General features: G+C 53.3%; 22 protein-coding genes and 1 tRNA gene. 10 read left to right on the forward strand and 13 right to left on the reverse strand.

Annotated elements, in window-relative coordinates:
- The first annotated feature begins 101 nt into the window (after window positions 1–101).
- The 5 genes from pheS (at window position 102) to D9N13_RS16260 (ending at window position 4,376) form a co-directional block, all read left to right on the forward strand.
- A complete protein-coding gene (gene pheS, locus D9N13_RS16240; protein ID WP_290592212.1) occupies window positions 102–1,118 on the forward strand; it encodes a phenylalanine--tRNA ligase subunit alpha in 1,017 nt (338 codons plus the stop codon).
- Window positions 1,119–1,169: 51 nt separating this feature from the next.
- Complete coding sequence (gene pheT, locus D9N13_RS16245) at window positions 1,170–3,548, forward strand: phenylalanine--tRNA ligase subunit beta (protein ID WP_290592214.1); 2,379 nt, start codon at window positions 1,170–1,172, stop codon at window positions 3,546–3,548.
- 2 nt (window positions 3,549–3,550) lie between these two features.
- Window positions 3,551–3,856, forward strand: a complete 306-nt coding sequence (gene ihfA / locus D9N13_RS16250) for an integration host factor subunit alpha (protein ID WP_101892866.1) — start codon at window positions 3,551–3,553, stop codon at window positions 3,854–3,856.
- Window positions 3,834–4,193 (forward strand): MerR family transcriptional regulator, encoded by a 360-nt coding sequence (locus tag D9N13_RS16255; RefSeq protein WP_290592216.1) that lies wholly within the window; start codon window positions 3,834–3,836, stop codon window positions 4,191–4,193. Before ihfA ends, D9N13_RS16255 begins: the two co-directional genes overlap by 23 nt.
- Before the next feature lie 106 nt (window positions 4,194–4,299).
- Window positions 4,300–4,376: transfer RNA gene (locus tag D9N13_RS16260), tRNA-Pro, on the forward strand.
- A 178-nt stretch (window positions 4,377–4,554) separates the two neighbouring features.
- Here D9N13_RS16260 and D9N13_RS16265 read toward each other — a convergent pair.
- Window positions 4,555–5,088 (reverse strand): lipocalin family protein, encoded by a 534-nt coding sequence (locus tag D9N13_RS16265; RefSeq protein WP_290592218.1) that lies wholly within the window; start codon window positions 5,086–5,088, stop codon window positions 4,555–4,557.
- A 178-nt stretch (window positions 5,089–5,266) separates the two neighbouring features.
- Here D9N13_RS16265 and D9N13_RS16270 point away from each other — a divergent pair, with 178 nt between their 5' ends.
- Window positions 5,267–6,454: an acetyl-CoA C-acyltransferase gene (locus tag D9N13_RS16270; protein WP_290592220.1), complete on the forward strand. Its 1,188-nt coding sequence runs from the start codon at window positions 5,267–5,269 to the stop codon at window positions 6,452–6,454.
- A gap of 72 nt (window positions 6,455–6,526) precedes the next feature.
- Here D9N13_RS16270 and D9N13_RS16275 read toward each other — a convergent pair whose 3' ends face one another.
- The 3 genes from D9N13_RS16275 to D9N13_RS16285 form a co-directional block, all read right to left on the reverse strand.
- On the reverse strand, window positions 6,527–7,714 hold the full coding sequence (locus D9N13_RS16275) for a fatty acid desaturase (protein ID WP_290592222.1): 1,188 nt from the start codon (window positions 7,712–7,714) through the stop codon (window positions 6,527–6,529).
- 188 nt (window positions 7,715–7,902) lie between these two features.
- On the reverse strand, window positions 7,903–8,328 hold the full coding sequence (locus D9N13_RS16280; protein ID WP_290592224.1) for a hypothetical protein: 426 nt from the start codon (window positions 8,326–8,328) through the stop codon (window positions 7,903–7,905).
- Between the two features lie 206 nt (window positions 8,329–8,534).
- A complete protein-coding gene (locus D9N13_RS16285) occupies window positions 8,535–9,869 on the reverse strand; it encodes a serine hydrolase domain-containing protein (protein ID WP_290592226.1) in 1,335 nt (444 codons plus the stop codon).
- 208 nt (window positions 9,870–10,077) lie between these two features.
- On the opposite strand from D9N13_RS16285, the gene D9N13_RS16290 reads away from it, so the two are divergent.
- Window positions 10,078–10,770 (forward strand): hypothetical protein, encoded by a 693-nt coding sequence (locus D9N13_RS16290; protein WP_290592228.1) that lies wholly within the window; start codon window positions 10,078–10,080, stop codon window positions 10,768–10,770.
- A gap of 68 nt (window positions 10,771–10,838) precedes the next feature.
- Here D9N13_RS16290 and D9N13_RS16295 read toward each other — a convergent pair whose 3' ends face one another.
- The 9 genes from D9N13_RS16295 to D9N13_RS16335 form a co-directional block, all read right to left on the reverse strand.
- Window positions 10,839–11,816, reverse strand: a complete 978-nt coding sequence (locus D9N13_RS16295; protein ID WP_290592230.1) for an NAD(P)H-dependent flavin oxidoreductase — start codon at window positions 11,814–11,816, stop codon at window positions 10,839–10,841.
- A 117-nt stretch (window positions 11,817–11,933) separates the two neighbouring features.
- Window positions 11,934–12,338: an antitoxin Xre-like helix-turn-helix domain-containing protein gene (locus D9N13_RS16300; RefSeq protein ID WP_317622515.1), complete on the reverse strand. Its 405-nt coding sequence runs from the start codon at window positions 12,336–12,338 to the stop codon at window positions 11,934–11,936.
- A 114-nt stretch (window positions 12,339–12,452) separates the two neighbouring features.
- Window positions 12,453–14,291, reverse strand: coding sequence for a long-chain-acyl-CoA synthetase (locus tag D9N13_RS16305; protein ID WP_290592234.1), 1,839 nt, complete (start codon window positions 14,289–14,291; stop codon window positions 12,453–12,455).
- 296 nt (window positions 14,292–14,587) lie between these two features.
- Window positions 14,588–16,552, reverse strand: a complete 1,965-nt coding sequence (locus tag D9N13_RS16310; RefSeq protein WP_290592236.1) for an acetyl/propionyl/methylcrotonyl-CoA carboxylase subunit alpha — start codon at window positions 16,550–16,552, stop codon at window positions 14,588–14,590.
- 20 nt (window positions 16,553–16,572) lie between these two features.
- Window positions 16,573–17,379 (reverse strand): enoyl-CoA hydratase/isomerase family protein, encoded by an 807-nt coding sequence (locus D9N13_RS16315; RefSeq protein ID WP_290592238.1) that lies wholly within the window; start codon window positions 17,377–17,379, stop codon window positions 16,573–16,575.
- Window positions 17,376–18,542 (reverse strand): acyl-CoA dehydrogenase family protein, encoded by a 1,167-nt coding sequence (locus D9N13_RS16320; protein ID WP_290592240.1) that lies wholly within the window; start codon window positions 18,540–18,542, stop codon window positions 17,376–17,378. Before D9N13_RS16320 ends, D9N13_RS16315 begins: the two co-directional genes overlap by 4 nt.
- Window positions 18,543–18,622: 80 nt before the next feature.
- Window positions 18,623–20,239, reverse strand: coding sequence for an acyl-CoA carboxylase subunit beta (locus D9N13_RS16325; protein WP_290592242.1), 1,617 nt, complete (start codon window positions 20,237–20,239; stop codon window positions 18,623–18,625).
- 2 nt (window positions 20,240–20,241) lie between these two features.
- Window positions 20,242–21,120, reverse strand: coding sequence for an SDR family oxidoreductase (locus D9N13_RS16330; RefSeq protein ID WP_290592244.1), 879 nt, complete (start codon window positions 21,118–21,120; stop codon window positions 20,242–20,244).
- A gap of 4 nt (window positions 21,121–21,124) precedes the next feature.
- Window positions 21,125–22,924 carry an acyclic terpene utilization AtuA family protein gene (locus D9N13_RS16335; RefSeq protein ID WP_290592245.1) on the reverse strand — a complete coding sequence of 600 codons (1,800 nt, stop codon included), beginning with the start codon at window positions 22,922–22,924 and terminating at the stop codon, window positions 21,125–21,127.
- 181 nt (window positions 22,925–23,105) lie between these two features.
- Here D9N13_RS16335 and D9N13_RS16340 point away from each other — a divergent pair, with 181 nt between their 5' ends.
- The 3 genes from D9N13_RS16340 to D9N13_RS16350 all read left to right on the forward strand — a co-directional run bounded on the left by D9N13_RS16340 (window position 23,106) and on the right by D9N13_RS16350 (window position 24,976).
- A complete protein-coding gene (locus D9N13_RS16340; RefSeq protein ID WP_290592247.1) occupies window positions 23,106–23,708 on the forward strand; it encodes a TetR/AcrR family transcriptional regulator in 603 nt (200 codons plus the stop codon).
- Window positions 23,709–24,013: 305 nt separating this feature from the next.
- Window positions 24,014–24,697, forward strand: a complete 684-nt coding sequence (locus tag D9N13_RS16345; protein ID WP_290592249.1) for a TetR/AcrR family transcriptional regulator — start codon at window positions 24,014–24,016, stop codon at window positions 24,695–24,697.
- 84 nt (window positions 24,698–24,781) lie between these two features.
- On the forward strand, window positions 24,782–24,976 hold the full coding sequence (locus D9N13_RS16350; protein ID WP_290592251.1) for a hypothetical protein: 195 nt from the start codon (window positions 24,782–24,784) through the stop codon (window positions 24,974–24,976).
- Window positions 24,977–25,004 lie beyond the last annotated feature (28 nt).

A 25,004-nucleotide genomic window follows, 5' to 3' on the forward strand; every position in this document is an offset into this window, starting at 1 on the left:
CGATCTGTCGCCGTCACACTCTGGTGACAAATCAAGCATAGAATAGGGGAAGGGCTCAGGCTCTTCCCCTTTTTATTTTTCGAATTCAAAGCGGAATCACCATGGAAAACCTGCAAAGTATTCTTCAACAAGCATTGGCTGCAGTGGCAAATGCCGAATCCGTTGCCGGCCTGGATCAGGTCAGGGTTCATTACCTGGGCAAGAAAGGCGAAATCACGGGGCAACTGAAAACACTGGGCAAGCTGGCGCCGGAAGAGCGTAAGGCGGCGGGTGCTGACATCAACAGGGTGAAGGAGCAGGTGCAGGAGGCGATCAAGGACCGTCAGGCGTTTCTGCAGGATCAGGCCATGCAGCAGCAGTTGGCCAGTGAGTCCATAGACGTGACCCTTGCCGGTCGCAATGGAGCCGTGGGTGGCTTGCATCCGGTTACCCGCACCCTGCAGCGCATAGAAACGTTTTTTGCCAGCATGGGTTTCCAGGTGGTAGAGGGCCCCGAGATCGAAGACGATTTCCATAATTTTGAGGCTCTGAATATTCCCGGTCATCACCCGGCGCGGGCCATGCACGATACCTTCTATTTTGATGCCGGTACGTTGCTGCGCACCCACACCTCGCCGGTACAGGTGCGCACGATGGAAAGCACTGAGGCGCCTTATCGCATTATCTGTCCGGGGCGGGTGTATCGTTGTGATTCGGATTTGACCCACACCCCAATGTTCCACCAGGTGGAAGGTCTGTTGGTGGATACGGATATCACGTTTGCGGACCTGAAAGGCATTCTGGCGGAGTTTCTGCGCGATTTCTTTGAAAAAGACCTGGATGTGCGATTCCGTCCCTCTTATTTTCCTTTTACCGAACCCAGCGCCGAAATGGACATTCAGTGTGTCATGTGTGACGGCCGCGGGTGCCGGGTCTGCAGCCATACCGGTTGGCTGGAAATACTGGGGTGCGGCATGGTGCACCCAAAGGTATTCGAGCACGTGAATGTGGACTCTGAGAAATACACCGGGTTTGCTTTTGGTATGGGAGTGGAGCGTCTCACCATGCTGCGTTATGGCGTGAATGACTTGCGTTTGTTCTTTGAGAACGATCTGAAATTTCTGCGGCAATTTCAGTAGTTTTTGCCTGCCATATAGCGAATATCGAAACAGAATTTAGGGGAATAGAACATGCGCTTCAGTGAGAAATGGCTTCGTAAATGGGTTAACCCGGCCCTTGGTACAGAGGAATTGGTTGCTCAGATCACCATGGCCGGTCTGGAAGTGGACAGCGTGGAAGCCGTTGCGGGTGAGTTCAGCGGGGTGGTTGTGGCTGAAATCATTCGGGCGGAGCCGCATCCCGATGCCGGCAAGCTTCAGGTTTGCACCGTGGAAGTGGGTGAAGGTGAGCCGCTGCAGGTTGTGTGCGGTGCCGCTAACGCGCGGCCGGGTATCAAGGTGCCCTGTGCCCGGGTCGGTGCGGTGCTGCCCGGTGATTTTAAAATCAAAAAGGCTAAGTTGCGGGGCGTTGAGTCTTTTGGCATGCTCTGCGCCGAGCAGGAGCTGGGCATGGCTGAGTCATCCGATGGTTTGATGGAATTGCCATTGGATGCACCGGTGGGTGTCAACATTCGCGAGTATCTGGCCCTGGATGATGTGGCCATTGAAGTGGATCTTACGCCCAATCGTGGTGACTGCCTGGGTATCGCCGGCCTGGCCCGTGAGGTGGGTGTACTGAACCGGGAATCCGTTAACCAGGTGCACTGTCCTGATGTCGCGCAAACCATATCAGATCGATTCCCGGTTAACATCGAAGCCAAGGCGCAGTGCCCCCGTTATGTGGGCAGGGTGATTCGTGGAGTGGATCTAGGCCGGCCAACCCCGGTGTGGATGGTGGAACGACTGCGCCGCAGTGGTATCCGCTCCATCGATCCTGTGGTGGACGTGACTAATTATGTGCTGCTCGAGTTGGGTCAGCCAATGCACGCGTTCGATCTGAACCGGATTCAGGGGGGCATCTGCGTGCGCTTGGCAACACCGGGTGAAACGCTGACGCTGCTGGACGGTCAGGAGCTCACACTGAGCGAGGATACACTGTTGATTGCTGATCAGTCCGGCCCTCTGGCCATGGCCGGTGTGATGGGGGGAGAAGCTTCAGGTGTCAGTCCCGATACCGTGGACCTGTTCCTCGAAAGTGCGTTCTTTGATCCCATTGCCATTGCCGGTAAAGCCCGCCGCTATGGTTTGCATACTGACTCGTCCCATCGTTTTGAACGAGGAGTGGATTTCGAGTTGCAGCGACATGCAATGGAGCGTGCCACCGCTTTGCTATTGGAAATCGTCGGCGGTGATGCGGGCCCGGTGATCGAGGAATTAAGCACGGAAGCATTGCCTCATTTGCCATCCATTGAGCTGCGTCGAGAGCGCATCGAGCGTATTTTGGGGTGTGAAATCCCGGATATCGACGTGGAGGACATTCTCGGGCGGCTGGGAATGGATATAGTATCCACCAACATTGGCTGGCACATTGTACCCCCCAGTTATCGTTTTGATATCCGACTTGAGGTGGATCTCATAGAAGAGTTGGGGCGGGTCTATGGCTACAATAACCTGCCCACCACACTACCGATTCTGGAAGGCCTGGCGCCGAAGCGTGAAGAAGCCATGCTGTCCGTGTCCCAGCTTAAGCAGGTCCTGGTGGACCGGGATTATCAAGAGGTCATCACCTATAGTTTTGTTGATAAAAAATTCATTGAGCTACTGACCCCGGATCAGGCTTCAGTGAGTTTGGCCAATCCCATTTCCGCTGATATGTCAGAAATGCGCACCACCTTGTGGGCCGGCCTGCTGAAAACAGCCACTCATAATCTCAACCGTCAGCAGTATCGCCTGCGCCTGTTTGAATCCGGCCTGACTTTCCTCAAGCAGGGGGACGGCTTGAATCAAGTGGATCACATAGCCGGGCTGATTAGTGGTGGTATTGGTCAAGAGGATTGGTTTGGCAAAGTCCGCCCCGTTGACTTTTATGACATTAAAGGCGATGTGGAAGCATTGCTGGCGCTCAGTGGTGGCACAGACTGTTACCACTTTGAGTCAGCCCAACATGACGCATTGCACCCCGGGCAAACCGCCGTCATCAAGCGGGGAGAAGACCATGTGGGATTTGTGGGTGCTCTTCATCCGGGGCTGCAGAAAACGCTGGGCATCAGTCAGAAAGTCTTCCTATTTGAATTAGTTTTGCCTCGGATTCGTCAAAGAAGCTTGCCCCAGTTCAAAGAATTGTCGAAATATCCGGAAGTTAGGCGCGATTTTGCAGTAATAGTTGATGAAAAGATTTCAGCAGCAGCTATACTGAAAAATGTGCGCGAAACAGCCGGTTCTTTATTGACCGATCTCGTGCTGTTCGATGTCTATCAGGGCGACAACCTGGAGGCGGGTAAAAAGAGTATCGCCTTTGGCATAACCCTGCAGGACTCGGCTCGGACCTTACAGGACGAAGACATTAATCCGCTGGCGGAGAAAGTGGTTACGTCCTTAAAAGAAACGTTCAATGTCACATTGAGGGAATAAGGATGGGTGCGTTAACCAAGGCTGACTTAGCTGAAAAGCTATTCGAAGAACTTGGGTTGAACAAGCGGGAAGCCAAGGAAATGGTGGAACTGTTTTTCGAAGAAATTCGATCCTCGCTTGAATCAAACGAGCATGTGAAACTTTCCGGGTTTGGTAATTTTGATTTACGCAACAAGCGTGAAAGGCCAGGTAGGAACCCGAAAACCGGTGAAGAGATTCCAATTTCCGCTCGTCGCGTGGTGACGTTTCGCCCTGGCCAGAAGTTGAAGCAACGAGTGGAAGCCTATGCTGGAACCAAGCAACAATAACGAACTGCCAGCGATACCGGGAAAACGCTATTTTACCATTGGGGAAGTGAGCGAACTTTGTGATGTAAAACCGCACGTTTTACGTTACTGGGAACAGGAATTTACCCAACTGAAACCCGTGAAAAGGCGGGGTAATCGTCGTTATTACCAGCGCCAGGATGTGATCATGATCCGGCAAATTCGCAGTTTGCTTTATGATCAGGGCTACACCATTGGTGGGGCACGCCTGAAGCTGACCGGAGATGACGCCCAGGAAGATGTCACCAAGTCTTCTCAGTTGATCCGGCAGATGATTACAGAACTTGAAGAAGTGTTATTGGTTCTTAAGGATCACTAACCTCTACAGTGTTAAAAAAAGTTTGATAATTACCTCGAATCCTGTATTATTTGCGTCCTCTCTCCGGGGTGGGGCGCAAGTCTAACCCCTTGAAATAGCAGAGAATCGGGGCGTAGCGCAGTCTGGTAGCGCACCACACTGGGGGTGTGGTGGTCGTAGGTTCAAATCCTGCCGTCCCGACCATTCCCTTACTCCGCCAATCTAGGTGCCGATCATCCAGACCTGTCCTCAGCTCCTCTTTCATCTTCATGTGAAGCAAGGCAGCTCCTCAACTCTGAAAATCTTATTTTATGCCGTAGTCCAATTGCGGTCTCAAACATGCCCACTTGCAGTGAAAATTCAGATCGATGAATGCCCAGCCTTAGAATGCCGGCTGTGGGGTAAGCAACAATTTATCGGTGTTTATACCCTGATCCTGCAATTGTCCAAGAATCATCGAATAGGTTTCTGCAGGTAGCTGAGGAGTACGGCTCAGCACGAATAATGTGTAGCACAGGGGATCTGTTACCACGGCGTACTGATAGTTCTCGGAATCCAGCACCACAATCAGATAGTTTGCCCAGGGGAAATTGGGCACACCCGGGAAACTGACCTTCAACCGCGCATTGCTTGCTTCGTCCACCACCACCGCGTTGCCCAGAATTTCATCAATAGGGCCCCCTAGAGTTTCTTTGAAGCCTTTGTTGTAAACCTGAACACTGCCGTCTGCCAGTAGAGTATATTCTGCTGTAACACCCACCAGCCCTGCATTGAACGAGGTTTCGTAGGCGGAAATCTGATACCAAAGTCCCATATAACGTTCAATATCGACGTAGGGGACCGTTGTTGTATTGCAGCCGGCCAGTAGAGTGGCGATAGAGAGTATTACCAGGTTTTTCACGTTGCGCAGGGACATAATCTAGCCTCGATTTCATTTAGTGTTTGTTGGGGATAGAGGCTAACCTAGTGCTTGTGAACGCGGCGTGAAGACCCGCTTAATCACCGGTTTGGCCACTTCAGCGCGGTACATATGGCAACACGCTGGCGAGTGACTGATTAGAATGTGCGTTTCGCAGTCAAGAGGATTCAACCCCATGAATAAAGAAGCCGTTATTGTTTCAACCGCCCGTACACCCATCGGCCGTGCCTACCGCGGGGCGCTCAACAATATTAAATCACCCACGATGATGGGCCATGCCATCCGGCATGCGGTTGAGCGCAGTGGTGTTGAGCCTGGCGAAATCGAGGATGTTGTGATCGGAGCCGTGCTCACGGCAGGCACAGCGGGCACCAATGTCGCCCGCACCGCAACCTTGGCGGCGGGGTTGCCCGTGTCTGTGTCAGCCCAAACCATGGATCGTCAGTGCTCCTCTGGATTGATGGCCATTGCCACTGCAGCCAAACAAATTATGGTGGACGGCATGCCGGTTTGCGTCGCCGGGGGTCAGGAGAACATCAGTGCGGTACAGAACAAATACTTTGAGTGGGCCAAGGCCGAGGAAGACCCCAATGTGATTGCCAGAGCTGAACATGCCTACATGCCCATGCTGCTGACTGCCGAAAACGTTGCCAGAAAATACAACGTCAGCCGTGAGGCGCAGGATCAGTATGCGTTGCTGTCCCAGCAACGAACGGCAGCGGCTCAGGACGCGGGTAAATTCGATGACGAAATAGTGCCGGTATCCGCCACCAAAGCCGTGTTCGATAAAGAGACAAAGGCAGTAACCTATGAAGAGGTTACGCTGAGCAAAGATGAAGGTAATCGCCCCGGTACCACTTATGAATCGCTGGCTGGACTGAAGCCCGTGGTAGAAGGCGGTGTGATCACGGCCGGTAACGCCAGTCAATTATCCGATGGTGCATCGGCCTGTGTGTTGATGGATTCGAAGCTGGCCGAGCGGCGTGGCATTGCACCGCTTGGTATTTACCGCGGCATGGCCGTTGCCGGTAATGCCCCTGAAGAGATGGGAATCGGCCCCGTTTACGCTATTCCGAAGTTGCTGAAGCAGCATGGTTTGAGCATCAATGACATAGGGCTATGGGAACTGAACGAGGCGTTTGCGGTGCAAACCCTGTACTGCCGGGATTATCTGGGTATTGATCCGGAGCTGTACAATGTCAACGGCGGCGCCATCTCTATTGGTCACCCCTATGGCATGTCCGGTGCGCGGATGGTTGGACATGCTTTAATAGAAGGTAAGCGTCGTGGCGCCAAGTTTGTTGTGGTAACCATGTGCATTGGTGGAGGCATGGGTGCGGCCGGATTGTTTGAGGTGGCCTAATGGTGTAACAAAGCAGTGCGCTGATGATAAAAAAGGCCGGTGATCCCCGGCCTTTTTTATTCTGCTGTAATGTCAGGCTGCACTGACGGTTGCAAAATTCAGATTGAACACCTGAATTCGTTTGCGCTGCATTTTCAGCATGTATTCCATTTCTTTAAAGCGGGTGCGAATGGTGGCATGTTGCCATTTTGCCTGCAGTTCCTGCTTCTTTTCTTCAAAAGCATCGCGTTTTTGCTGCACCCACTGGCCACGCAATTCTTTCCACTCTGCCATGGTGTCCATAAACTGCTGGTATTCTGTTTCCAGCGTTTGACGCAGTGCTTCTACATTGGGTTTGGGCAGGCGGCTCAGGCTCAGCTGCTTACGGGCCTTTTCGAATTGCATCTGCAGCATGGCTTCCTGAATTTTGAAACTGGGTACCCGTTTCAGGTTGCTGGCAAGGCCAAGCCAGGATAGGCAAGAGATCATCCATTTCGTTGGATCAAACTGCCACCAGCGTACACCGTTGCGGTAATCGGTTTGAAAATAGTGGTGGAAATTATGATAGCCCTCACCGTAGGTGAACAATGCCAACATGAAGTTATCCTTGGCGGTATTGGTGTTGGTGTAGGGTTGTTTGCCCCAGGCGTGACACAGGCTGTTGATAAAGAAGGTCACATGATGGCTGATCACCAGCCGCAGAACGCCGGCCAGCAGAAGCATTCCCAGAATATTTCCATTCAGGTAACCCAGCAGCAGTGGCACCCCAACGTTGGAGAGCACCACCAGCGGAACGTAATATTTATGCTGAAACATTACGATGTTGTCCCGCTGTAAATCCTGGGTGTTATTGAGGTCGACTTCGCCACTCTTATAGTTGCGCAGCATCCACCCAATATGAGCAAACCAGAGGCCGCGGTTAATGGAGTAGGGGTCGTGGTCTACGTCATCCACATAGCGGTGATGCTTACGATGCCCAGAACACCAGATCAGAATGGTGTTCTGCAGGGCGCAGGCTCCCCAGAAGGCAAAAAATGCCCGCACTACGGGGTTGGCATCATAGGCCCGATGCGACCAGAGACGGTGGTAGCCACCCGTGATTGACAGGCCGCAGAAAGCCAGCATCAGGGTAAATACAGTCCACTCCACGGCATCATAACCCACCATAATTCCGTACACGGGTACGGCGGTGACGGCGACCAGGAACGTGAGAGAAAAAATCAGGGTGGGGGCCCAGTTAATGGGAGGGTTTTCTTTGATTGCCTTATTGGACTCTGGCATGCACTACTTTCTCGCTGAACGGGTTTTGTTATGAATGTTGACAGTATAGCTTTCGGTGGATCGAAAAGTATATTGATCACCAAATATGAGATGTGATTCTAACTTAAATCAACTGGTAGGTATATTACATAAAAAAGGCGGCATGATGCCGCCTTAAAGTAGGGTAAATACAGTATGTAAGTGGCCGATTACTCGTCAGCTTCGGCCGCTTCAGGCTTTTTTGCTGCTTTTACCTTTTTCTTTACTTCCGCTTTGACTTCCTTAGCGGATTCGGAAACTTCGTCTACCTTTGAATGGCCAAGCTCTACCAGCTCTTCAAAGTAGCTCTCGCCGCTGTTGCGCGCTTTGATCACCAGGCCAACTGAAGCATTTTTCAGTTGATCCAGGCTGCTCTTGACGTCGTCAAAAGGGGCTGTAACGTCTTTCTTAAGCTGTTCCAAAAAGGATTCTTCAGCTTTCAATTGTGCTTCACCGGTCTTTACCAGCTCGTCAAACTGTTTATTGCTTTCTTCCTTGATCTTCACATAAAGACCGCGATAGGCGTTGATCACTTGATCAACAGATGCATTGAATTGTTCCAGTTGCGTTTTAACGCGATCAGAAAACTCGCTCATTTTATAATCCCTCATATTAGGATGACTGATTGAATGACCTCATATTGGACGCAAGTGTCGGTATCTGAACTGAAAGTCCTTTCATAGGGTTCAGAACAACAACACTGCGACACGTAACTTATACAAAAAAATTAGAATGTTAACCCTAATTGCATCACAAATTTAACGGCACCTTTATAGGGCCGTCAAATTAGTGCGAAATTCGGTTAAATAGCGGTCACATCAGACTTGCGGCGGCGGGGTAATACACCATTAACCAGCTTTTTGGCGGTGCCATAGGTGGTACGGCGATCTCTTGGGAAAAACGGCCCGATTCCCTGTACCTGCTCGATGTCGGGAACCAGGTAGCGACGTTCCGCCGCTTTGATGACGGCACCGGTGACCTGCAAGATGCGGGCGTCTCCAAATGGCGTACCCACACCATTATTGAGGGTCATGCCGATGGCCAGGTTGCGCACCGGGTCGGCCCAGGCCCCGGAACCGCCAAAACCGAAATGGCCGAAGCTTAAAGAGGTTGCTTTGCCGAAAGCCCAGACCCGATGAAACCCCAATCGCCAATGCATGGGAACGGGAATGACGTCACCCATGGTGCGGTTCTGGATTTGGGTGATTTCGTTCATGGTGCCTTTGGATATCAGCTGGATACCATCCAGCTCACCACCATTTGCCAAAAGCGCATACAATTTTGCCAGGGAACGTGATGTGAACATGCCGTTGGCGGCGGGAACACAGGCGTTGACAAAATCCTGGCTGTTGAAGTCCAGGTGAGTTGCACCTCGGGGCACCAGGGCCGACAGGGTTTTATCCAGGTCTATGTTGGCAATCTTCAAGCCAGCAGTGACTGCTTTTAGCATCAGCCTCTGACTGCGGCGTTCCGTCCGCAGATCCGCTGCCCCCTTCTTGCCGATGCTTTGTACCAGTTCTGCGCGGCGGTGCATCTGTGCATCCGGCAGCCCCACGTAAAGGCCGTCCAGTTGCAGCGGCGCGGCAATCAGTTCATCCAGGACTTCTGCGAAGGTTTTGTTGGTGATTCGCTGAATCAGCTCACCTATCAACCAGCCATAGGTGAGGGCATGGTAGCCGTTGGTGCTACCGGGCTCGTGGATCGGCTGGGCCCGTTCAATGGCGGTGGTCATAAAATTCCAGTCCATCATCTGTTCGGCATCATCAATCATTTCCCGAATGTGATACAGGCCGGCTTCGTGACAGAGTAGCTGTCGAACGGTGATGTTCTGTTTTGATTTCTGGCCGAACTCGGGCCAGTGTTTGCTGACGGGGTCGTCGTATTTCAGATACCCCTGATCCACCAGAATGTGCAGTAGGGTTGAGGCAACCCCTTTGGTGGTGGAAAACGACAGGGCCAGGGTTTCGGCGCGCCAGGGGTCACCATCCCGGTTGCGGGTGCCACCCCAGATATCAACTACGCACTGCCCTTTATGATACACCGTCAGGGCGGCTCCACCGGGCCGATTGCGTGGAATCTGTTGCGACAGAACGTCTGCAACCCGGCCAAAATCCGGATGTACGTAACCCTGTAACATAATGTGGAGTCCCTGTTGTTATTATATTGAGTAGTTATAGCAGTTTCTGATGGATTTGACACATGAGCGGAGCCATGAGCAGTTAGGTGCTTTTGTCGCCAAAATGAATGAGGATTGATTCAAATTTTTGGTTATTAAGTCTCTAAAGCCATGTGGTTTCAAGATGGTATCTGGTTTAATTGCGGCCAGAAATTAGGGAGATTTTTTTATGAGTGAAACCACTTGGTATCTTGGCTTTGGTGCATCCGAAACCCTGTTTTCCATGAACCAGTCTTATCGTGATTCTTTACAAGCGGGTTCTGACAAGGAGCAGGCGGATAAACTGCTGGCATTACTGAATCAATTTACTGACGAGTGCCTTGATCAGTATTTTATTAGCCCCATTGAACGGGTGAAACTCAATAATATGGGCCAGAAAATCGTGTCCGGCGGTGTTGCGGCAATCAAGAAAACCATTCACATGACGTTGAAGCAGGTGGTGAAAAAGATGTCCAAGGCTGATCGGCAGCATATGGCCGATTACATCAATGGATTACTGAAACCGTTGCGAGAAAGTTCCCGCTACCCGACCTATGTGGCGGTTGAAATCAGCCCTCAGTTACGGTCCCGCCTGAATCAGGCGGTTATACAGGGGAAAGAACAGGGGGTTGATGCAGTTGCCCGCGATTATTCCGATGCCCTGTGTGAGCTGGTGGAAGTGGCGCTGCATTCTTATATGGATAAGCCCCTGGGTATGATGAAAATGGGTATGGTGATGAATAAGATCACTTCTGTTGCCAGTGACGCGATCCGCAGTGCCGCGCAAACGGTTATTCGTAAGGTGATCCCGTCTATGAGTGACAAGGAGATGCAGGGCTTTTTCGAGTTCTCAGAGTCTATCCTGTACCCGCATCCGGCTTAGCGGGTTCACACTGACGGCATCAAAAAAAGGGCATATAAGCGCCCTTTTTTTGATGCCGTCATTTGGGCCTATCGGACCATGCCTCCCAGGCGGGCAGAGATGATTTCCTCGGCATCAGCCATGATGGTTTTGATCAGGTCATCACAGGTGGGGATGTCTTTGATCAGACCCACCACCATGCCGGCGGTCCAGATTCCGTATTCGAGATCACCCTTGTCCAGTACCTCACGGCCTTTTACGCCGGCAACCAGCGGTTGCAGATCCTTGAAGTCGGTATCGCCCGGCAGTGCTTCGATTTCCACGACTTTTTCGGCAATGCTGTTTTTGAATACTCGGGCGGTATTACGCAGGGTTCGGAAAATCAGCGAGGTGTCCAGTTCGGAGGCCTCGACCATACGCTGCTTTACGTTTTCATGAACCGGTGCTTCCTGAGTGGCAACAAAGCGGGTGCCCATGTTAATACCGTCTGCCCCCAAAGCCAGCGCGGCAGCCAGGCCCCGCCCATCACCGAAACCGCCGGATGCGATCATCGGGATTTTCAGTACGTTGGCCGCACAGGGAATTAACACCAGGCCCGGAATATCATCCTCGCCCGGGTGGCCGGCACACTCGAAGCCATCGATTGAAACCATGTCACAGCCGATCTTTTCTGCTTTCAAAGCATGACGCACGGACGTGCACTTATGTATGACCTTGATCCCGGCCGCTTTGAATGCGGGCATAAAGGGTTCCGGGCTGCGGCCCGCGGTTTCAATGATCTTGATGCCACCTTCGATAGCGGCCTGGGCGTATTCATCATAGGGCACCGGGTTGATGGTGGGCAGCAGGGTGATGTTGACACCGAAGGGCTTGTCGGTCATTTCACGGCAGCGGGCGATCTCTTTGCTCAGGTCTTCTGGAGTGGGCTGGGTGAGGGCAGTCAAAATGCCTAAGCCGCCTGCATTGGATACAGCGGATGCCAGTTCTGCACGTCCAACATGCATCATCCCACCTTGTACAATAGGGTGTTCAATGCCGAGCATTTCGGTGACGGCGGTTTTTAACATGATGAGTTACTCCAAATGATTTATCTCGAGCACGGACTACATCAAATTCGAGATCTTCATGCAATGGCATTGTGTGTAGGAGTTAGGCAGGGTGATGATTTTGTTTGATCAGGACAATCAGACCACCTGTTTTTTGGCCTGTTCACAAAGCTTGCTCAGTTCCTGCTGGACCATATAGATATCAATCACATTGCCTTGCAGCATGCGATCCATACAGGATGATTTGGGATCATTATCCCTGCGTGGCTCCCTAAGATATTGAATTATGGCAGTGTCGGTGGGTAGTTGGGTGCGTAAGGTATCGTCGATATGGAGCAGATAGGATATGCGCTCCAGCGTGTCCCGGGGGATGGTACCGGTTTTGCCGTTTTTCCAGTTGGCGTAGGTGGAGGTCGCGGTCAGGCCCAGCAGCGTCATGGCTTCGGGGCGGGTGAGCTGCCAGCGGGCTGACATATTGAAAAATCCTTTTAGCGCCAATTGGGCTAAACCGCGGCGTGCGGTGACATCATCCTGATTGTACATCGTATCCGTCTGTGTTCGTTTGTGTCCTTACTTTTTATAGCAAACCTGAACAAAAAGGCCAGCGCTGAGGCTGGCCTTTTTGTTCAGGTACAACTTTCTGTGGGTGCCATGGCGTTAGTAACGATAGTCACCGTTATTGATGCCGGAGAGTACCTCATCGTTGACTTCGACGTATTCATCGCTGCCGGGTAGCAGGGCATACACCGCTTCACCATTGGTTTTCGATGGGTCGAACGCCTGCTCTTTCAAATGCGATTTCTGATACTTGAAGGTGCCCGTGGTTTCCATTTGCTCCTTGATACGCAGGAACAGGGGCACGGCATAGGCTGGCAGGTTCTCCTTTAAATAACCGCAAAGGTGCTTGAAGTCCAGCTCTTCCAGGGGCACCGCCGGGGTGATGGATGCCATGCCGGCGCGGCCATTGGTGTTGGGAATCTCCACACCATAGACAACCGCTTCAGAGATCTGTGGGTAACCGGATACAATGTTTTCCACTTCAGTGGTGGATACGTTTTCGCCTTTCCAGCGGAAGGTATCCCCGAGTCGGTCTACAAACTGGGTATGGCCAAAGCCGATATCCCGCAGCATATCGCCGGTATTAAACCAGCGATCGCCTTTCTCGAACACATCGGTCATCACCACTTTTTTGGTTTTTTCCGGGTCGGTGTAGCCATCCAGGGGGGCCTTGTCGTTGATCTCTGCGATCAACAGGCCTTGTCCGCCTTTCTGCACCTTGCGCATGAAGCCATCAGGCCCACGAACCGGTTCTTCTTTTTCCTTGTCGTATTCCACCAGCGCCCAACTCATGGGTGAAAAGCCCACGGTATTGTCGAAATTGAAAATGTTGGTGAAGCCGATATTACCGTCTGAGGCAGCGTACAGTTCGACGATCTCTTCAACACCAAAGCGCTTTTTGAAGGGCATCCAGACGTTGGGGCGCAACCCGTTGCCCACCATTTTGCGCACCGGGTTATTGGCATCGTCCGACAGGGCAGGCTGATCCAGCAGGTAGCGGCACAGTTCACCCACATAGCCGATGGCGGTGGCATTGTATTTACGTGCATCACGCCAGAAGTTGGAGGCACTGAACTTGCGCCGGATGGCAAAACCGGATGCACCGGCGATGGCGGAGCCCCAGCACACGCACAGGCCCGTGGCGTGATAGAGGGGTAAAGTGGAGTACATCACATCCTTCGGCCCCAGGCGCATGGCCATAATGCCGAAGCCACCATAGGATTTCATCCAGCGGCCGTGCTTGAAGATACCGGCTTTGGGCAGCCCCGTGGTGCCGGAGGTGTAAATATAAAAGCAGGGATCATTGAAATAGATGCGATTGGTGGTGTCAGGATTGTGGGTGGGGCTGTTGGCCGATTCGGTGGCGAGATTTTGATAGCCTTTTGGTGCCACACCCGGATCTTTGGTTGTGTCCTGATCCGCCAGGAAGAAGATCTTGTCGTCTTCAACGTTCAGCTCACTGCGGACTTCATCGAATGCATCCGTCAGTTCACCGCCGACGATGGCCGCTTTCGGGTTAACCAGATTGAAGCTGTGTATCAGCACTTTGCCGGTCTGTGATGTATTGAGCATGGCACAGACGGCGCCGATTTTGGATACACCCAGAACCGCGGCCAGAAGCTCCGGGCGGTTCTCTATGAAGATACCAACCACATCGCCTTTCTTGATTCCCTGGCTCATCAGGTAGTGGGCAATGCGGTTGCCCCACTGGTTGAACTCGTCGTAGCTGAATCGTGTGTTCTCGTAGAGTATGGCGGTACCACGAGGGTTGCGCTTGACAGCCTGTTCGAATGTCCATCCTAGACCACAGGGCTGTGCGGGATCTGTGATATTACCGATTTTTAGTCCTTTGATTATCCGAGGCAGGTTCCGCATAATGAACGGAGCCTTTTTTAGCATCATGCCCCAGGTAATCACATCAGTAGTACTGCTTGTCATGTTACCCCCAGTCGGCAATCCTTAATTAAGGTTGTAGTGTTTTATTGGCGCAAGCGCATGGCTATGCGATGGGCTGTGTGCACAGCAGTGGATGGTCATGGTGAGACTCCCAACAGGTTTGGGTGAAAAAACGACACCCTAAGACGTTTTTGATGGGCTTTTGACTTATTATCCACACATTGCTCGCGTTGGCGTACGATAACCTCATGGGCCGCTTGGTTCAAGCCTTTGAAGTCTAAAAGTGGCCATTCCTGGCCGCTTGAAAAGCGCGCTTTCCAGAACGCTGCCCTTTGTCTCTACTCAGGATTATTTTCCTCAGTTATCAACAGGATAAGTTGCCTTGCCTTGAGTTGGTCGCCGTGCTGGGCAACTACCTTCTCGACCTGACCGCTCACTGTGGCCCGCAGCGGATGCTCCATTTTCATGGCTTCTACGACGGCAACAATGTCACCCTGTTTGACTTTGTCACCGGGCTGCACCTGGATCGTCATCAGGTTGCCATCCATGGGCGCCAGGACTTTGCCCGAGCCTTTATGGGCGGCTTTGTCCGGTGGTGCGTGGGTGATGTCGACAAACTGCTGCGCAGTGAAGCCGTTATCCAAATACAGGGTCTTATAGAGGGTCTGATCATCAATATGGTAATAAACAATGCGGCTCACCACCGGTTGACCAACGCTGTGAAGCCGGACGGTTGCCCGCGGGCCGTTGCGGTGCAGCTCAATGTGCTGGCAGCGATCACCACAGGTGACGGTCAGTACCCGGTCTCCTTCTACCCGGATCAGGTGACTTTGCCGGCGCCCGCGCAGTGTGATTCGGGTCGTGCCATCGATCCCACTGTGATTACCGCATGAGTGCAATAATGCCGCGGCCAGGCAGGCACCGGATTGTTCGTCGCGGGCGTTGGCCGGTAACCAGTCTGCCGGGTGCTCAGCGATGAATCCGGTCGTGGCGTGGCCGGACTTGAATTGATTGTGGGTAATCAACTGCCGTAGGAACGGCTTGTTGGTCTCGGTACCCAGTACTACGCTGTTGCCCAGGGCGCGGTCCAGTTTGCGAATGGCGGTAGCGCGATCTTTGCCATGGGCGATGATCTTGGCCAGCATGGGATCGTAAAATGGGCTGATCAGGGTGCCGCTTTGCACGCCGCTGTCAACGCGAACCCCGTGCTGCGGCTCAGTGTGCCAGAGATGGACCCGGCCGGTTTGCGGCAGGAAATTTTGATAGGCGTCTTCGGCATAAAGCCGGACTTCGATGGCGTGTCCATCCAGTGTGATCTGATCCTGTTGCAAGGGCAGAGGCTCGCCCGCAGCAATCCGCAGCTGCCATTCCACCAGGTCCAGGTGGGTAATCATTTCGGTAACCGGGTGTTCCACCTGCAGGCGGGTGTTCATCTCCAGAAAATAAAAGTTTTCTTCGGCGTCCACCAGAAACTCCACAGTACCGGCACCGACATAGTTGCAGAGCTGCGCCACTTTCACGGCGGCTGCCCCCATGTCTTTGCGCAACGCTGGGGATACGAAGGGGGATGGGGCCTCTTCCACCACTTTCTGGTGGCGGCGTTGCACCGAGCAGTCCCGCTCTCCCAAATGAATGCAGTCACCCTGTTGATCGGCAAATATCTGAATTTCGATGTGGCGGGGGTTGATAACGGCCCGTTCAAGAATCAGCTCGCCGTTGCCGAACGCGTGCTCTGCTTCGGAGCGGGCGGAGTTGAGGTCGGCTTCAACCTGGCTGAGATCTTCCACCAGTCTCATGCCGCGGCCGCCCCCTCCGGCAGAAGCCTTAATCATCAACGGTGTGCCGATTTGCGCGGCGTGTCGGGCCAGTGTGGCGATGTCCTGCTGGGCACCATCGTAGCCGGGCACGGTGGCAACACCGGCTTTTTCCACCGCCAGTTTGGCTTGTCGCTTTGAGCCCATCAGCAAAATGGCCTGTGCGGGCGGGCCGATAAAGCAAATACCGTTTTCTTCGCAGGCGGCCGCAAAGTCGCTGTTTTCAGACAGAAAGCCATAGCCGGGATGAATGGCGTCTGCGCCGCTGGCTTTGGCAGCAGCAATGATATTGTCGATCCGAAGGTAGGACTCACCCACTGGTGAAGGGCCGATGTGAACCGCTTCATCCGCCAGTTGCACATGCAGCGCATGGGTGTCTGCGTCGCTGTAAACGGCAACGGTGTAATACCCCATGTTTTTGGCGGTACGTATAATCCGAACCGCGATTTCGCCGCGATTGGCAATCAGTATCTTGTTGAATTCAGACATATTACCAGGTTCCAAATCGATTACTGGGCCCAGTTGGGCAAGCGTTTTTGCACAAATGCCAGGGTACCTTCCGCACCTTCTTCACTGTGGACTGCGGCGGCAAACTGCTGCGCGGCCTGGTCCAGTAACGGCTCCATGTCGATGCTGCCAACCTGGTGCAAAAGCGCCTTGGTGACCCGGTTGGCCTGTGGTGCCGCCCGTTTGATTTTCGCAAGCACCTGACTCAGGGTTTCGTCTATCTGGTTGTCGGCACGGCACAGGTAATGGGCGATGCCAAGGCGCACGGCTTCTTCACCGTTGAACCGTTCTCCCAGCAGCGCCAGACGGCGTGCCTGAGTCAGGCCGATTCGAGTGACCACAAAGGGTGCAATCTGCGCGGGGACAACGCCAAGCCCCGTTTCCGGCAAACCAAACTGTGCCTGGTCAGAGGTGATGGCAATGTCCGATACACAGGCGAGGCCGAAACCACCTCCCAGCACGGCACCTTCCAACACGGTGATCACCACCTGCGGTGCGTGGTTCACCCGGGTCAGCATATGGCCGAACGCGCGGTTGAGTTGATAAAAAGGATCCTTGCCGCCCTCATCGTGCGCTGCCGACTGTGTCCGGGCACTTGCCATATCCTTGATATCGCCACCGGCACAAAAGTGGCCCTCGCAACCGCGCAAGACGATAGCGCGAATGGCAGGGGTTTGCTCCGCCTGCTGGAAAACCCGGTTCAGCTCGTCCACCATGCGCAGGCTCATCGCATTGCGTGCCTGGGGGCGGTTCAGCGTTATAAATAAGGCCATATCCCGCTGTTCTACCTTCAGGGTTTCGTAATTCATGCTGTCTTGCCCGGAAAGATTTCCATGGTTTTGCAGATGATGCCCAGCATGACTTCATCCGCACCTCCGCCGATGGACGCCAGCCGGCTGTCACGGTAGGAGCGGGCTACCAGATTGTCCCACATGTAGCCCATGCCGCCCCAGTACTGCAGACAACCGTCGGTGACTTCCCGGGCCAGGCGTCCGGCCTTCAATTTGCACATGGAAGCAAGCTGCAGAAGGTGTTGCTGATTGCCGCCGTTGATGTATTGTTCGCAAGTGCTGTACACCAGTGCCCGCAGTGCTTCCACTTCGGTTTGCAGTTCAGCGAATCGGAAATGGATGACCTGATTATCGATAAGTTTCTGTCCGAAGGCATCCCGCTCCCGGGTGTACTCGATAGTTGCCTTGATGACGGAATCGAGGCCGCCGATGGCGTTTGCCGCACCCCACATACGCTCCTCCTGAAACTGCATCATCTGAATCATGAAGCCCTGGCCTTCCATTCCGATGAGGTTGCGCTGGGGTACCCTGACGTTGTCAAAAAATACCTGGGCTGTGTCGGAAGAACGCATGCCCAGTTTGTTCAACGGTTGCGACAGGGAAATGCCCGCGGCATCACGGGGCACCAGAATCAGCGACTTGTTTTTGTGTTTGGCTTCGTCGCTGGTGTTGGCCAGCAGGCAATACCAGTCGGCCTGGGTGGAGTTGGTGATCCACATTTTTGATCCGTTGATAACGTAATCGTTGCCCTGTTTGCTGGCTGTGGTTTTAATGTTGGCCACATCGGAACCTGCACCGGGTTCACTGACGGCAATAGACGCCACCATCTCTCCTGTTATTGCCGGAACCAGATATTCTTTGCAGAGCTCCTCGTTGCCGAAGCGTGCCAACGCAGGGGTGGCCATATCGGTTTGTACACCGATGGCCAGTGGCACACCACCACAGTGGGCGCGGCCAAATTCTTCTGCCGCCACCAGGTTATAAGAGTAATCCAGGCCCATGCCGCCGTACTGCTCCGGCTTGCTGATACCCAATAAGCCCAGGTCACCCAGTTTTTTGAACAGCCGGTGGGCTGGGAACGGCGGTTTTGTCTCCCATTCTTCCACGTTGGGGTTGATGTCGTTCTCCACCACATTGCGAACGGTACGGCGCAATTCTTCATGTTCCTGGGTGAATTTCATAATGGGTTCCTCACAGTCAATCTCAGACTAATATCGATTCAACATGGTTATGTTGTGTTATGTTCAGCTCAACCTGATGGTTACAGGCGAGCGACGCCGAAGCTGTTGTTGTGTAAATGCCGTGCCTTGGCCTCTCTCTGGGTGTCCAGAACAAAGCCCAGAACATTTCGGGTCTGGCGCGGATCAATGATTCCGTCATCCCACAGGTGTGCTGTGCCATACAAAGCGGTTGATTGTTTTTCCAGATTGATGGCCGTGGTTTGCTCCAGCATATCCAGCACTTTCTCATCCGGCTCCAGGCCCATGCTGCGTTGCTTCTGTTCTGCCACAATGCGCAGTACCTTACCGGCCTGGGCACCACCCATGACCGCGGTTTTGTTGTTGGGCCAGGCGAAAATGAAATGCGGATCCAGGCCGCGGCCGCACATGGCGTAATTGCCGGCACCATAAGAACCCCCCACCACCACAGAGAATTTGGCGACCCGGGCGTTGGCTACAGCCTGAATCATCTTGGAGCCATGCTTGATGATGCCGTTACGTTCTGATTCAGTGCCCACCATAAAGCCGGTGGTGTTATGCAGAAACAGCAGGGCAACCTGTTTTTGGTCACAGAGCTGGATGAATTGCGCCGCTTTGCTGGCACCGGCGGTGGTAATGGGGCCGTTGTTGCCGATCACGCCCAGAGTGTGGCCCTTGATCTCAATCCAACCGCAAACCGTTTGTGTATCGTATTCGTTTTTGAAATCAAGAAAGTCAGAATCATCGGCGATGCGCATGATGATCTCGCGACAGTCGTAAGGGCGCCTGGCGTCCTGAGGCACCACCCCCAGCAGTTCTTCCGCATCATAGCGGGGTGGTTTGTAGGACTTTTCCCGGAATACCGGTAGCTGCTCCTGCCAGGGAATTTTTTTCATCACTTCCCGTGCCAGGCGAATGCCGTCCGCGTCGTTCTCTGCCAGGTATTCAGCAGTGCCCGCCGTATACGCGTGTAACTCGGCGCCACCCAAAGATTCATCATCGGCGATCTCGCCGGTGGCGGCTTTGAGAAGGGGGGGGCCGGCCAGAAACATTTTGGTGCGATTACGTACTGCTATTATGTAATCTGATAATCCCGGTTGGTAAGCACCCCCGGCGGTAGCGTTGCCGTGTACCACGGTTATTTGCGGAATGCCCGCGGCGGACAGCCGGGCCTGGTTGGCGAAGCTGCGTGCGCCTTCCACAAAAATTTCACCGGCATAATTCAGGTTAGCTCCACCGCTTTCCGACAGCGTGACAATGGGCAGCTTATTCTGGGCTGCGATCGCATGCAGGCGCAGGGATTTATGTAAGCCGGCAGGGGAAATGGTACCGCCTTTAATCGCACTGTTGTTGGCCACCACCAGACAGCGTGCCCCGGCAACGTAACCCATTCCCGCGATAAGTCCGCCGCCTGCCGTACTGCCATCTTTATCATCATGCATTTGATAACCCGCCAGGGACATCAGTTCCATAAACGGGGAGCCGGTATCCAACAGGTGCTCTATGCGTTCTCGGGGCAGCAATTGGCCACGCTTCTCGAACTTGGGTCGGGCCTTTTCTTCCGTGGCTTTGATGGTGTCCTCAATGGCACGAAATTCATTCACCAAGCCTTGCATGTGGATTTGGTTGGCCTTGAATTCGTCACTGTTGACGTTCAGTTCGGTTTCCAGAATCGGCATGGTTAGGGTGTCTCGTCGGTTTTGAACAGGGGGGGAATGATTTCCCGGTGGAAGCCATCATAGGGCTTGCTCTTATCATGGGCCTGCAAGGGCATGATGGCCACATTACCCTGGGAAGCCGCGCCGTCAATGCGCAGCGTTGTACCACTGATGAAGGAGGCTGCGTCACTGAGCAGATAGCAAATTGCTGAACTGACTTCTGCTTCATTGCCCATCCTGCCCAGGGGCACCGCGGCACGCAGGGTTTTCAGTACGCTCTTGAAGCTGTCCGGATAGGTTTCCATGCCGCTGGACATAATCCAGCCGGGGGCCACTGCATTAACCCGCACTCCGGCGCCACCCCACTCGTAGGCGGCGGTTTGCGTGAAGTTGACCATACCCGCACGGGCGGCACCGGAATGGCCCATGCCGGGCATGCCGTTCCACATGTCGGCGACGATGTTGACGATGGACCCACCCTGTTGCGACATGGACTGATTAAACACCTCCCGTGCCATCAGAAAGCCCCCGGTCAGATTGGTGGCAATGACCGCATCCCAGCCTTTCTTACTGATTGCCAGCAAGGGGGAGGGAAACTGGCCACCTGCGTTATTCACCAGGCCATGGATAGCGCCATGCTCTTTAACGACCTGGCTCACCAGGGTTTTTACTGCATCTTCATCACGAATATCACAGCCATGAAAATCACAGCGGCCGCCATCCTCGATGATTTCCCTTTGAACCTTTTCCAGCTTCTCAACTTTGCGCCCCACCAGCGTGACGTGGGCCCCCAGCGAGGCAATTTCGTGGGCTGTACAACGCCCGATTCCGCTGCCACCACCGGTGACGATAATCGTTTTATTCTTGAATAATTCTGCATGAAATACAGATCGATATCCCATTATTCTAATCCTGGCTGTTAGAAAGTGATTGAATGATTTCCTGACTCACGGGCACGGGAAAATCCAGTAGCTGTTGCGCGTAGGCCTTGCCCTGAGGATCAATGCGCAGGCTACAGATGCCCCCGCCACCCAAACTGTTTTCCAGCAAAAAATTCAATGCTGATATTCCGGGCAATTCCCAGACTTTGACGCTGGCTTGGTCGTCGAATGTGTGGCGCATGTAGTGACCGACAGCAGCCTCAGTGAGAGCGGCCTTGATAAAGGGAAGGTACTCAGTTTTACGCGCAATCACCCCGATGTTGGCGTGATTGCCTTTGTCCCCACTGCGGGCCCAGGCCAGTGTTACCAATGGCACCGTCTGAGGGGTGGCAGCGATTGCGGGCGCTTCGCAAGCCGGGCCCGGTTCATTGAAATCGTGGGGTGTGGTATCAACGGAAACGTTTTGAATTCCGCTCTCATCTTCCAGTTTGACGTTGACCGTGGTTTTTGGAATCAGGCAGGAAAACAAACGAATTACCGGTGAAACCTTGGGCCGACCACCGACGATACCGGTGATGCCCGGAGCCATGCCGGTGGCAGCCTGGGCTATTTCACGAGAGAACATGACCAGGGCTTTTTTATCGGGATGATTGGCGGCGATTTTGACGATGACCTCCCGTGGATTGCCGACCCGTCGATTGGCTCCATAGGTGGTTTCAGTGCCCAGTATTTCAACGTTGGTTTTGCTGAAGTCTTGCAGCCCTTGTGCAGCGAACAGGGTGCCGGCTTTTTGCAGCAGTGCTGCACTGACACGCTGCGCTTTTTTCTCGGCGTCGATGCCCGCCAGCATAAATGTGGCGGTGATTCGAAAGCCATCAGGATAGGTTGCAGACACCTTGTACTGATCCGTGGGTTGAAGGCCTTTGGCTCCGGCGACCCGCACCCGGTGTTTGCCCTGTTGCTGCAGGGTAACCGCTGTAAAATCACAAATCACATCCGGCAGATAATAGGCATGGGGATTGCCGATTTCATACACCAGTTGTTCTGCCACGGTGGCCGGTGATACCAGCCCCCCGGTATGGTCCGGTTTGGTTACCACAAACTGACCGTCGGCATGGCATTCTACAATGGGAAACCCCATGTTGTGGTAATCGGGCACCTGCTGCCAGTCGGTAAAATTACCGCCGGTGCATTGTGCGCCACATTCTATTATGTGCCCGGCCAGACTGCCCTGTGCCAGCTTGTCGTAGTCGTTCCAGCGCCAGCCGAACTCGTAGACCAACGGTGCCAGGACCAAGGCACTGTCCACCACGCGACCGGTGATCACAATATCCGCTCCCGCTTCCAGCGCGGCCACAATGCCGGGGGCGCCGAGGTACGCATTCATGCTCACCATATAGGAGGGCATTGGCGCTCCGGTGAACATTTCGGTAACCCCTGCCTTCTTGAAATCTGCTGCCTGTGCCATGAGGTCATCGCCCTGGACCACCGCAACGCTTAAGGACAAGCCGGATTTTTGGATCAGTTCACGAATCGCTGTCGCGCAACTTTGCGGATTGACACCCCCGGCGTTGGTGACAACTTTGGTGCCTTTGGCGGCAATTTCCGGGAGCAGGGGGGCCATAATAGTGGATACAAAGTCAGTGGCGAAACCGGCGCTGCTATCCTTCATGCGCATGCCCGCCATGATGGACATGGTGATCTCCGCCAAGTAATCGAACACCAGATAATCCAGATCAGCCTGGCGAATCAACTGGGCGGCGGCGCTTTCTGTATCGCCCCAGAAGGCGGCGGCACAGCCTATTTTTACGATTTTGTCTGCCATGGGGATAGAGGGCTCCCTCAGTAATCCTTGGAGTTTCTTGTTGGGTTGTTTACACTACCAAGCAAGCGCTTGGTTTGTAAAGAGGTCAGGTTTCTTTTTCTGGAAATTTGTAAAGCGCTGGGGTAAAAGGCACTCCTTCACAGTACAGTAGGCAACTGCTTGAAAAAACAGGTTTTGATGAATGATGAATAACCCTGAAAAATTGCCCAATGGTATGGATGATACTCCACGCGGCCGGTTACTGGCGGCGGCGGCCCACTTGTTCCGCAACAAGGGGTTTGAGCGCACGACGGTGCGCGACCTGGCGCAGGAAGTGGGTATTCAGTCAGGCAGTATTTTTCATCACTTTAAAACCAAGGAAGAGATTCTGCGCTGTGTGATGGAAGAGGTTATTCACTTCAATACGGATCGCATGCGGGAGGACATGGCGCAATCCAGCGACCCCCGTGAAAAACTGCTGGCGTTGATTCGCTCCGAACTGGTTTCCATTAACGGCGATACCGGGGAGGCCATGGCGGTGCTGATTTTTGAGTGGCGTTGTCTGAAGCCTGAAAGCCAGGCTTATATTCTGGAGCTGCGTTCCCACTATGAGCGAATCTGGTTGGATACCCTCGCCGAGTGCCAGGCTGCCGGCCTGGTGGATCCAAAGCGGGATGTATTTATATTGCGGCGTTTTCTGGCCGGTGCCATCAGTTGGTCCCACTACTGGTATAAACCCGGGGGTCAGATGGATATTCAGCAAATGGCCGAACAAGCGCTTTTTCTGGCGCTAAAAGAGGGATAAAGCCGATAGGGCCTCTGCCGGCGCTGGTTTCCTGGCGGAATATGCCGGTAGTTGGCCTGATATTCCAATTAATAGGGCCTGCTTTGTGCCTGCTTGTGAGTCTGTTGCTTTACGTCACAATAGGTTTAATAAAGTTACAAAACTAGGCTCGAGTCACTTTTCTGAATACTGATAGTATTCGAAGTGAGCATATATTAAGTCGCTCATATAAGCAGGGCTTTCGTACGTGGCCACCTGGCTGCGCAACGGGGCAGGAAAGCTCTGACCAAAATCGATAAAACAAAAAAAATAATAGGTGGTTGGCTATGAACACACCGGACGTTACACCCGGCGATAGCGGTTTTTCAGTTGAACGGGGGCCCGACGCACGAGAACGAATACTGTCTGCAGCGGAATCGCTGTTTGCAGTGCGGGGATTCGAGGGGGTTTCGACCACCCAGATCGCCAAAGTTGCGGGAATCACTCAACCTCTTATCCACTATCATTTCAAGAACAAGGAAGCGCTTTGGAAGGCAACAATCTCACGCTTGTTTTCCCGTCTTTCCGAAGAATTTGCTGCTGAAGTTAAAACCTTACCGCAGAAAGATGATCGACGTTATCTCATCGAAATGATCAGAAGCTACGTGTCTTTTGTGGCGCGCTACCCTCAGTATGGGCAATTCATCATGCGTGAAGGTGTGCAGGAATCCCCCAGGTTGCAATGGATGGTTGATGAGTGGCTCAAGCCCATGCTTAATCAGTTCCATGTGATTTATGAGAAGGGTATTGCCGAAGGCTGGATGAAGGACATACCGTTTCCGCAGCTGATTATGTTACTTACAGCGTCGGCCAGTCAGTTCTTCTCGATGGCACCGCTGGTCAAAGCCCTGTATGGCGTTGATGCCAGCTGTCCTGAACAGATTCTGGCGCATTCCGATGCGGTGGTTGAAGTGGCAGTGAACGCCGTATTGAAAGAATCCACAGCGCAGTCTGAAATTGCCGCAGTTTGATTGCCGGCTGCCAGGCGAGTCTGATAAAAAGCTGCCTTTGGGCGGCTTTTTTATTGGCCACGGTTTGAGATTGGAGCAGCAGATATGATTGGCAATGGTCATCCCTATGGGAGTACCGGGTATGTGATCCTGGAGGAGGGCGAAATCAACCCTGTTACATTGCAGCTGGACGTTCGCCATTATCTGGTGGTGAAGCCCAGTGGTGAACAGGTGTCAGGTAGCTTTTCCTTTTCAGAAGCGCAGCAATTTATCCAGCAGCAGGAGTTAAAAAATAAATAAAATGAATAAGTTAGCTCTCTTGCACAGA

Origin of the sequence: Ketobacter sp. GenoA1, from assembly GCF_003671475.1 — a bacterium.
Taxonomy (GTDB): domain Bacteria; phylum Pseudomonadota; class Gammaproteobacteria; order Pseudomonadales; family Ketobacteraceae; genus Ketobacter.

What these genes read in the sequence shown, in the direction of transcription:
- pheS (WP_290592212.1), top strand. Translation starts at nt 102, where the DNA reads ATGGAAAACCTGCAAAGTATTCTTCAACAAGCATTGGCTGCAGTGGCA.
- pheT (WP_290592214.1), top strand. Translation starts at nt 1,170, where the DNA reads ATGCGCTTCAGTGAGAAATGGCTTCGTAAATGGGTTAACCCGGCCCTT.
- ihfA (WP_101892866.1), top strand. Translation starts at nt 3,551, where the DNA reads ATGGGTGCGTTAACCAAGGCTGACTTAGCTGAAAAGCTATTCGAAGAA.
- D9N13_RS16255 (WP_290592216.1), top strand. Translation starts at nt 3,834, where the DNA reads ATGCTGGAACCAAGCAACAATAACGAACTGCCAGCGATACCGGGAAAA.
- D9N13_RS16265 (WP_290592218.1), bottom strand. Translation starts at nt 5,088, where the DNA reads ATGTCCCTGCGCAACGTGAAAAACCTGGTAATACTCTCTATCGCCACT.
- D9N13_RS16270 (WP_290592220.1), top strand. Translation starts at nt 5,267, where the DNA reads ATGAATAAAGAAGCCGTTATTGTTTCAACCGCCCGTACACCCATCGGC.
- D9N13_RS16275 (WP_290592222.1), bottom strand. Translation starts at nt 7,714, where the DNA reads ATGCCAGAGTCCAATAAGGCAATCAAAGAAAACCCTCCCATTAACTGG.
- D9N13_RS16280 (WP_290592224.1), bottom strand. Translation starts at nt 8,328, where the DNA reads ATGAGCGAGTTTTCTGATCGCGTTAAAACGCAACTGGAACAATTCAAT.
- D9N13_RS16285 (WP_290592226.1), bottom strand. Translation starts at nt 9,869, where the DNA reads ATGTTACAGGGTTACGTACATCCGGATTTTGGCCGGGTTGCAGACGTT.
- D9N13_RS16290 (WP_290592228.1), top strand. Translation starts at nt 10,078, where the DNA reads ATGAGTGAAACCACTTGGTATCTTGGCTTTGGTGCATCCGAAACCCTG.
- D9N13_RS16295 (WP_290592230.1), bottom strand. Translation starts at nt 11,816, where the DNA reads ATGTTAAAAACCGCCGTCACCGAAATGCTCGGCATTGAACACCCTATT.
- D9N13_RS16300 (WP_317622515.1), bottom strand. Translation starts at nt 12,338, where the DNA reads ATGTACAATCAGGATGATGTCACCGCACGCCGCGGTTTAGCCCAATTG.
- D9N13_RS16305 (WP_290592234.1), bottom strand. Translation starts at nt 14,291, where the DNA reads ATGACAAGCAGTACTACTGATGTGATTACCTGGGGCATGATGCTAAAA.
- D9N13_RS16310 (WP_290592236.1), bottom strand. Translation starts at nt 16,552, where the DNA reads ATGTCTGAATTCAACAAGATACTGATTGCCAATCGCGGCGAAATCGCG.
- D9N13_RS16315 (WP_290592238.1), bottom strand. Translation starts at nt 17,379, where the DNA reads ATGAATTACGAAACCCTGAAGGTAGAACAGCGGGATATGGCCTTATTT.
- D9N13_RS16320 (WP_290592240.1), bottom strand. Translation starts at nt 18,542, where the DNA reads ATGAAATTCACCCAGGAACATGAAGAATTGCGCCGTACCGTTCGCAAT.
- D9N13_RS16325 (WP_290592242.1), bottom strand. Translation starts at nt 20,239, where the DNA reads ATGCCGATTCTGGAAACCGAACTGAACGTCAACAGTGACGAATTCAAG.
- D9N13_RS16330 (WP_290592244.1), bottom strand. Translation starts at nt 21,120, where the DNA reads ATGGGATATCGATCTGTATTTCATGCAGAATTATTCAAGAATAAAACG.
- D9N13_RS16335 (WP_290592245.1), bottom strand. Translation starts at nt 22,924, where the DNA reads ATGGCAGACAAAATCGTAAAAATAGGCTGTGCCGCCGCCTTCTGGGGC.
- D9N13_RS16340 (WP_290592247.1), top strand. Translation starts at nt 23,106, where the DNA reads ATGATGAATAACCCTGAAAAATTGCCCAATGGTATGGATGATACTCCA.
- D9N13_RS16345 (WP_290592249.1), top strand. Translation starts at nt 24,014, where the DNA reads ATGAACACACCGGACGTTACACCCGGCGATAGCGGTTTTTCAGTTGAA.
- D9N13_RS16350 (WP_290592251.1), top strand. Translation starts at nt 24,782, where the DNA reads ATGATTGGCAATGGTCATCCCTATGGGAGTACCGGGTATGTGATCCTG.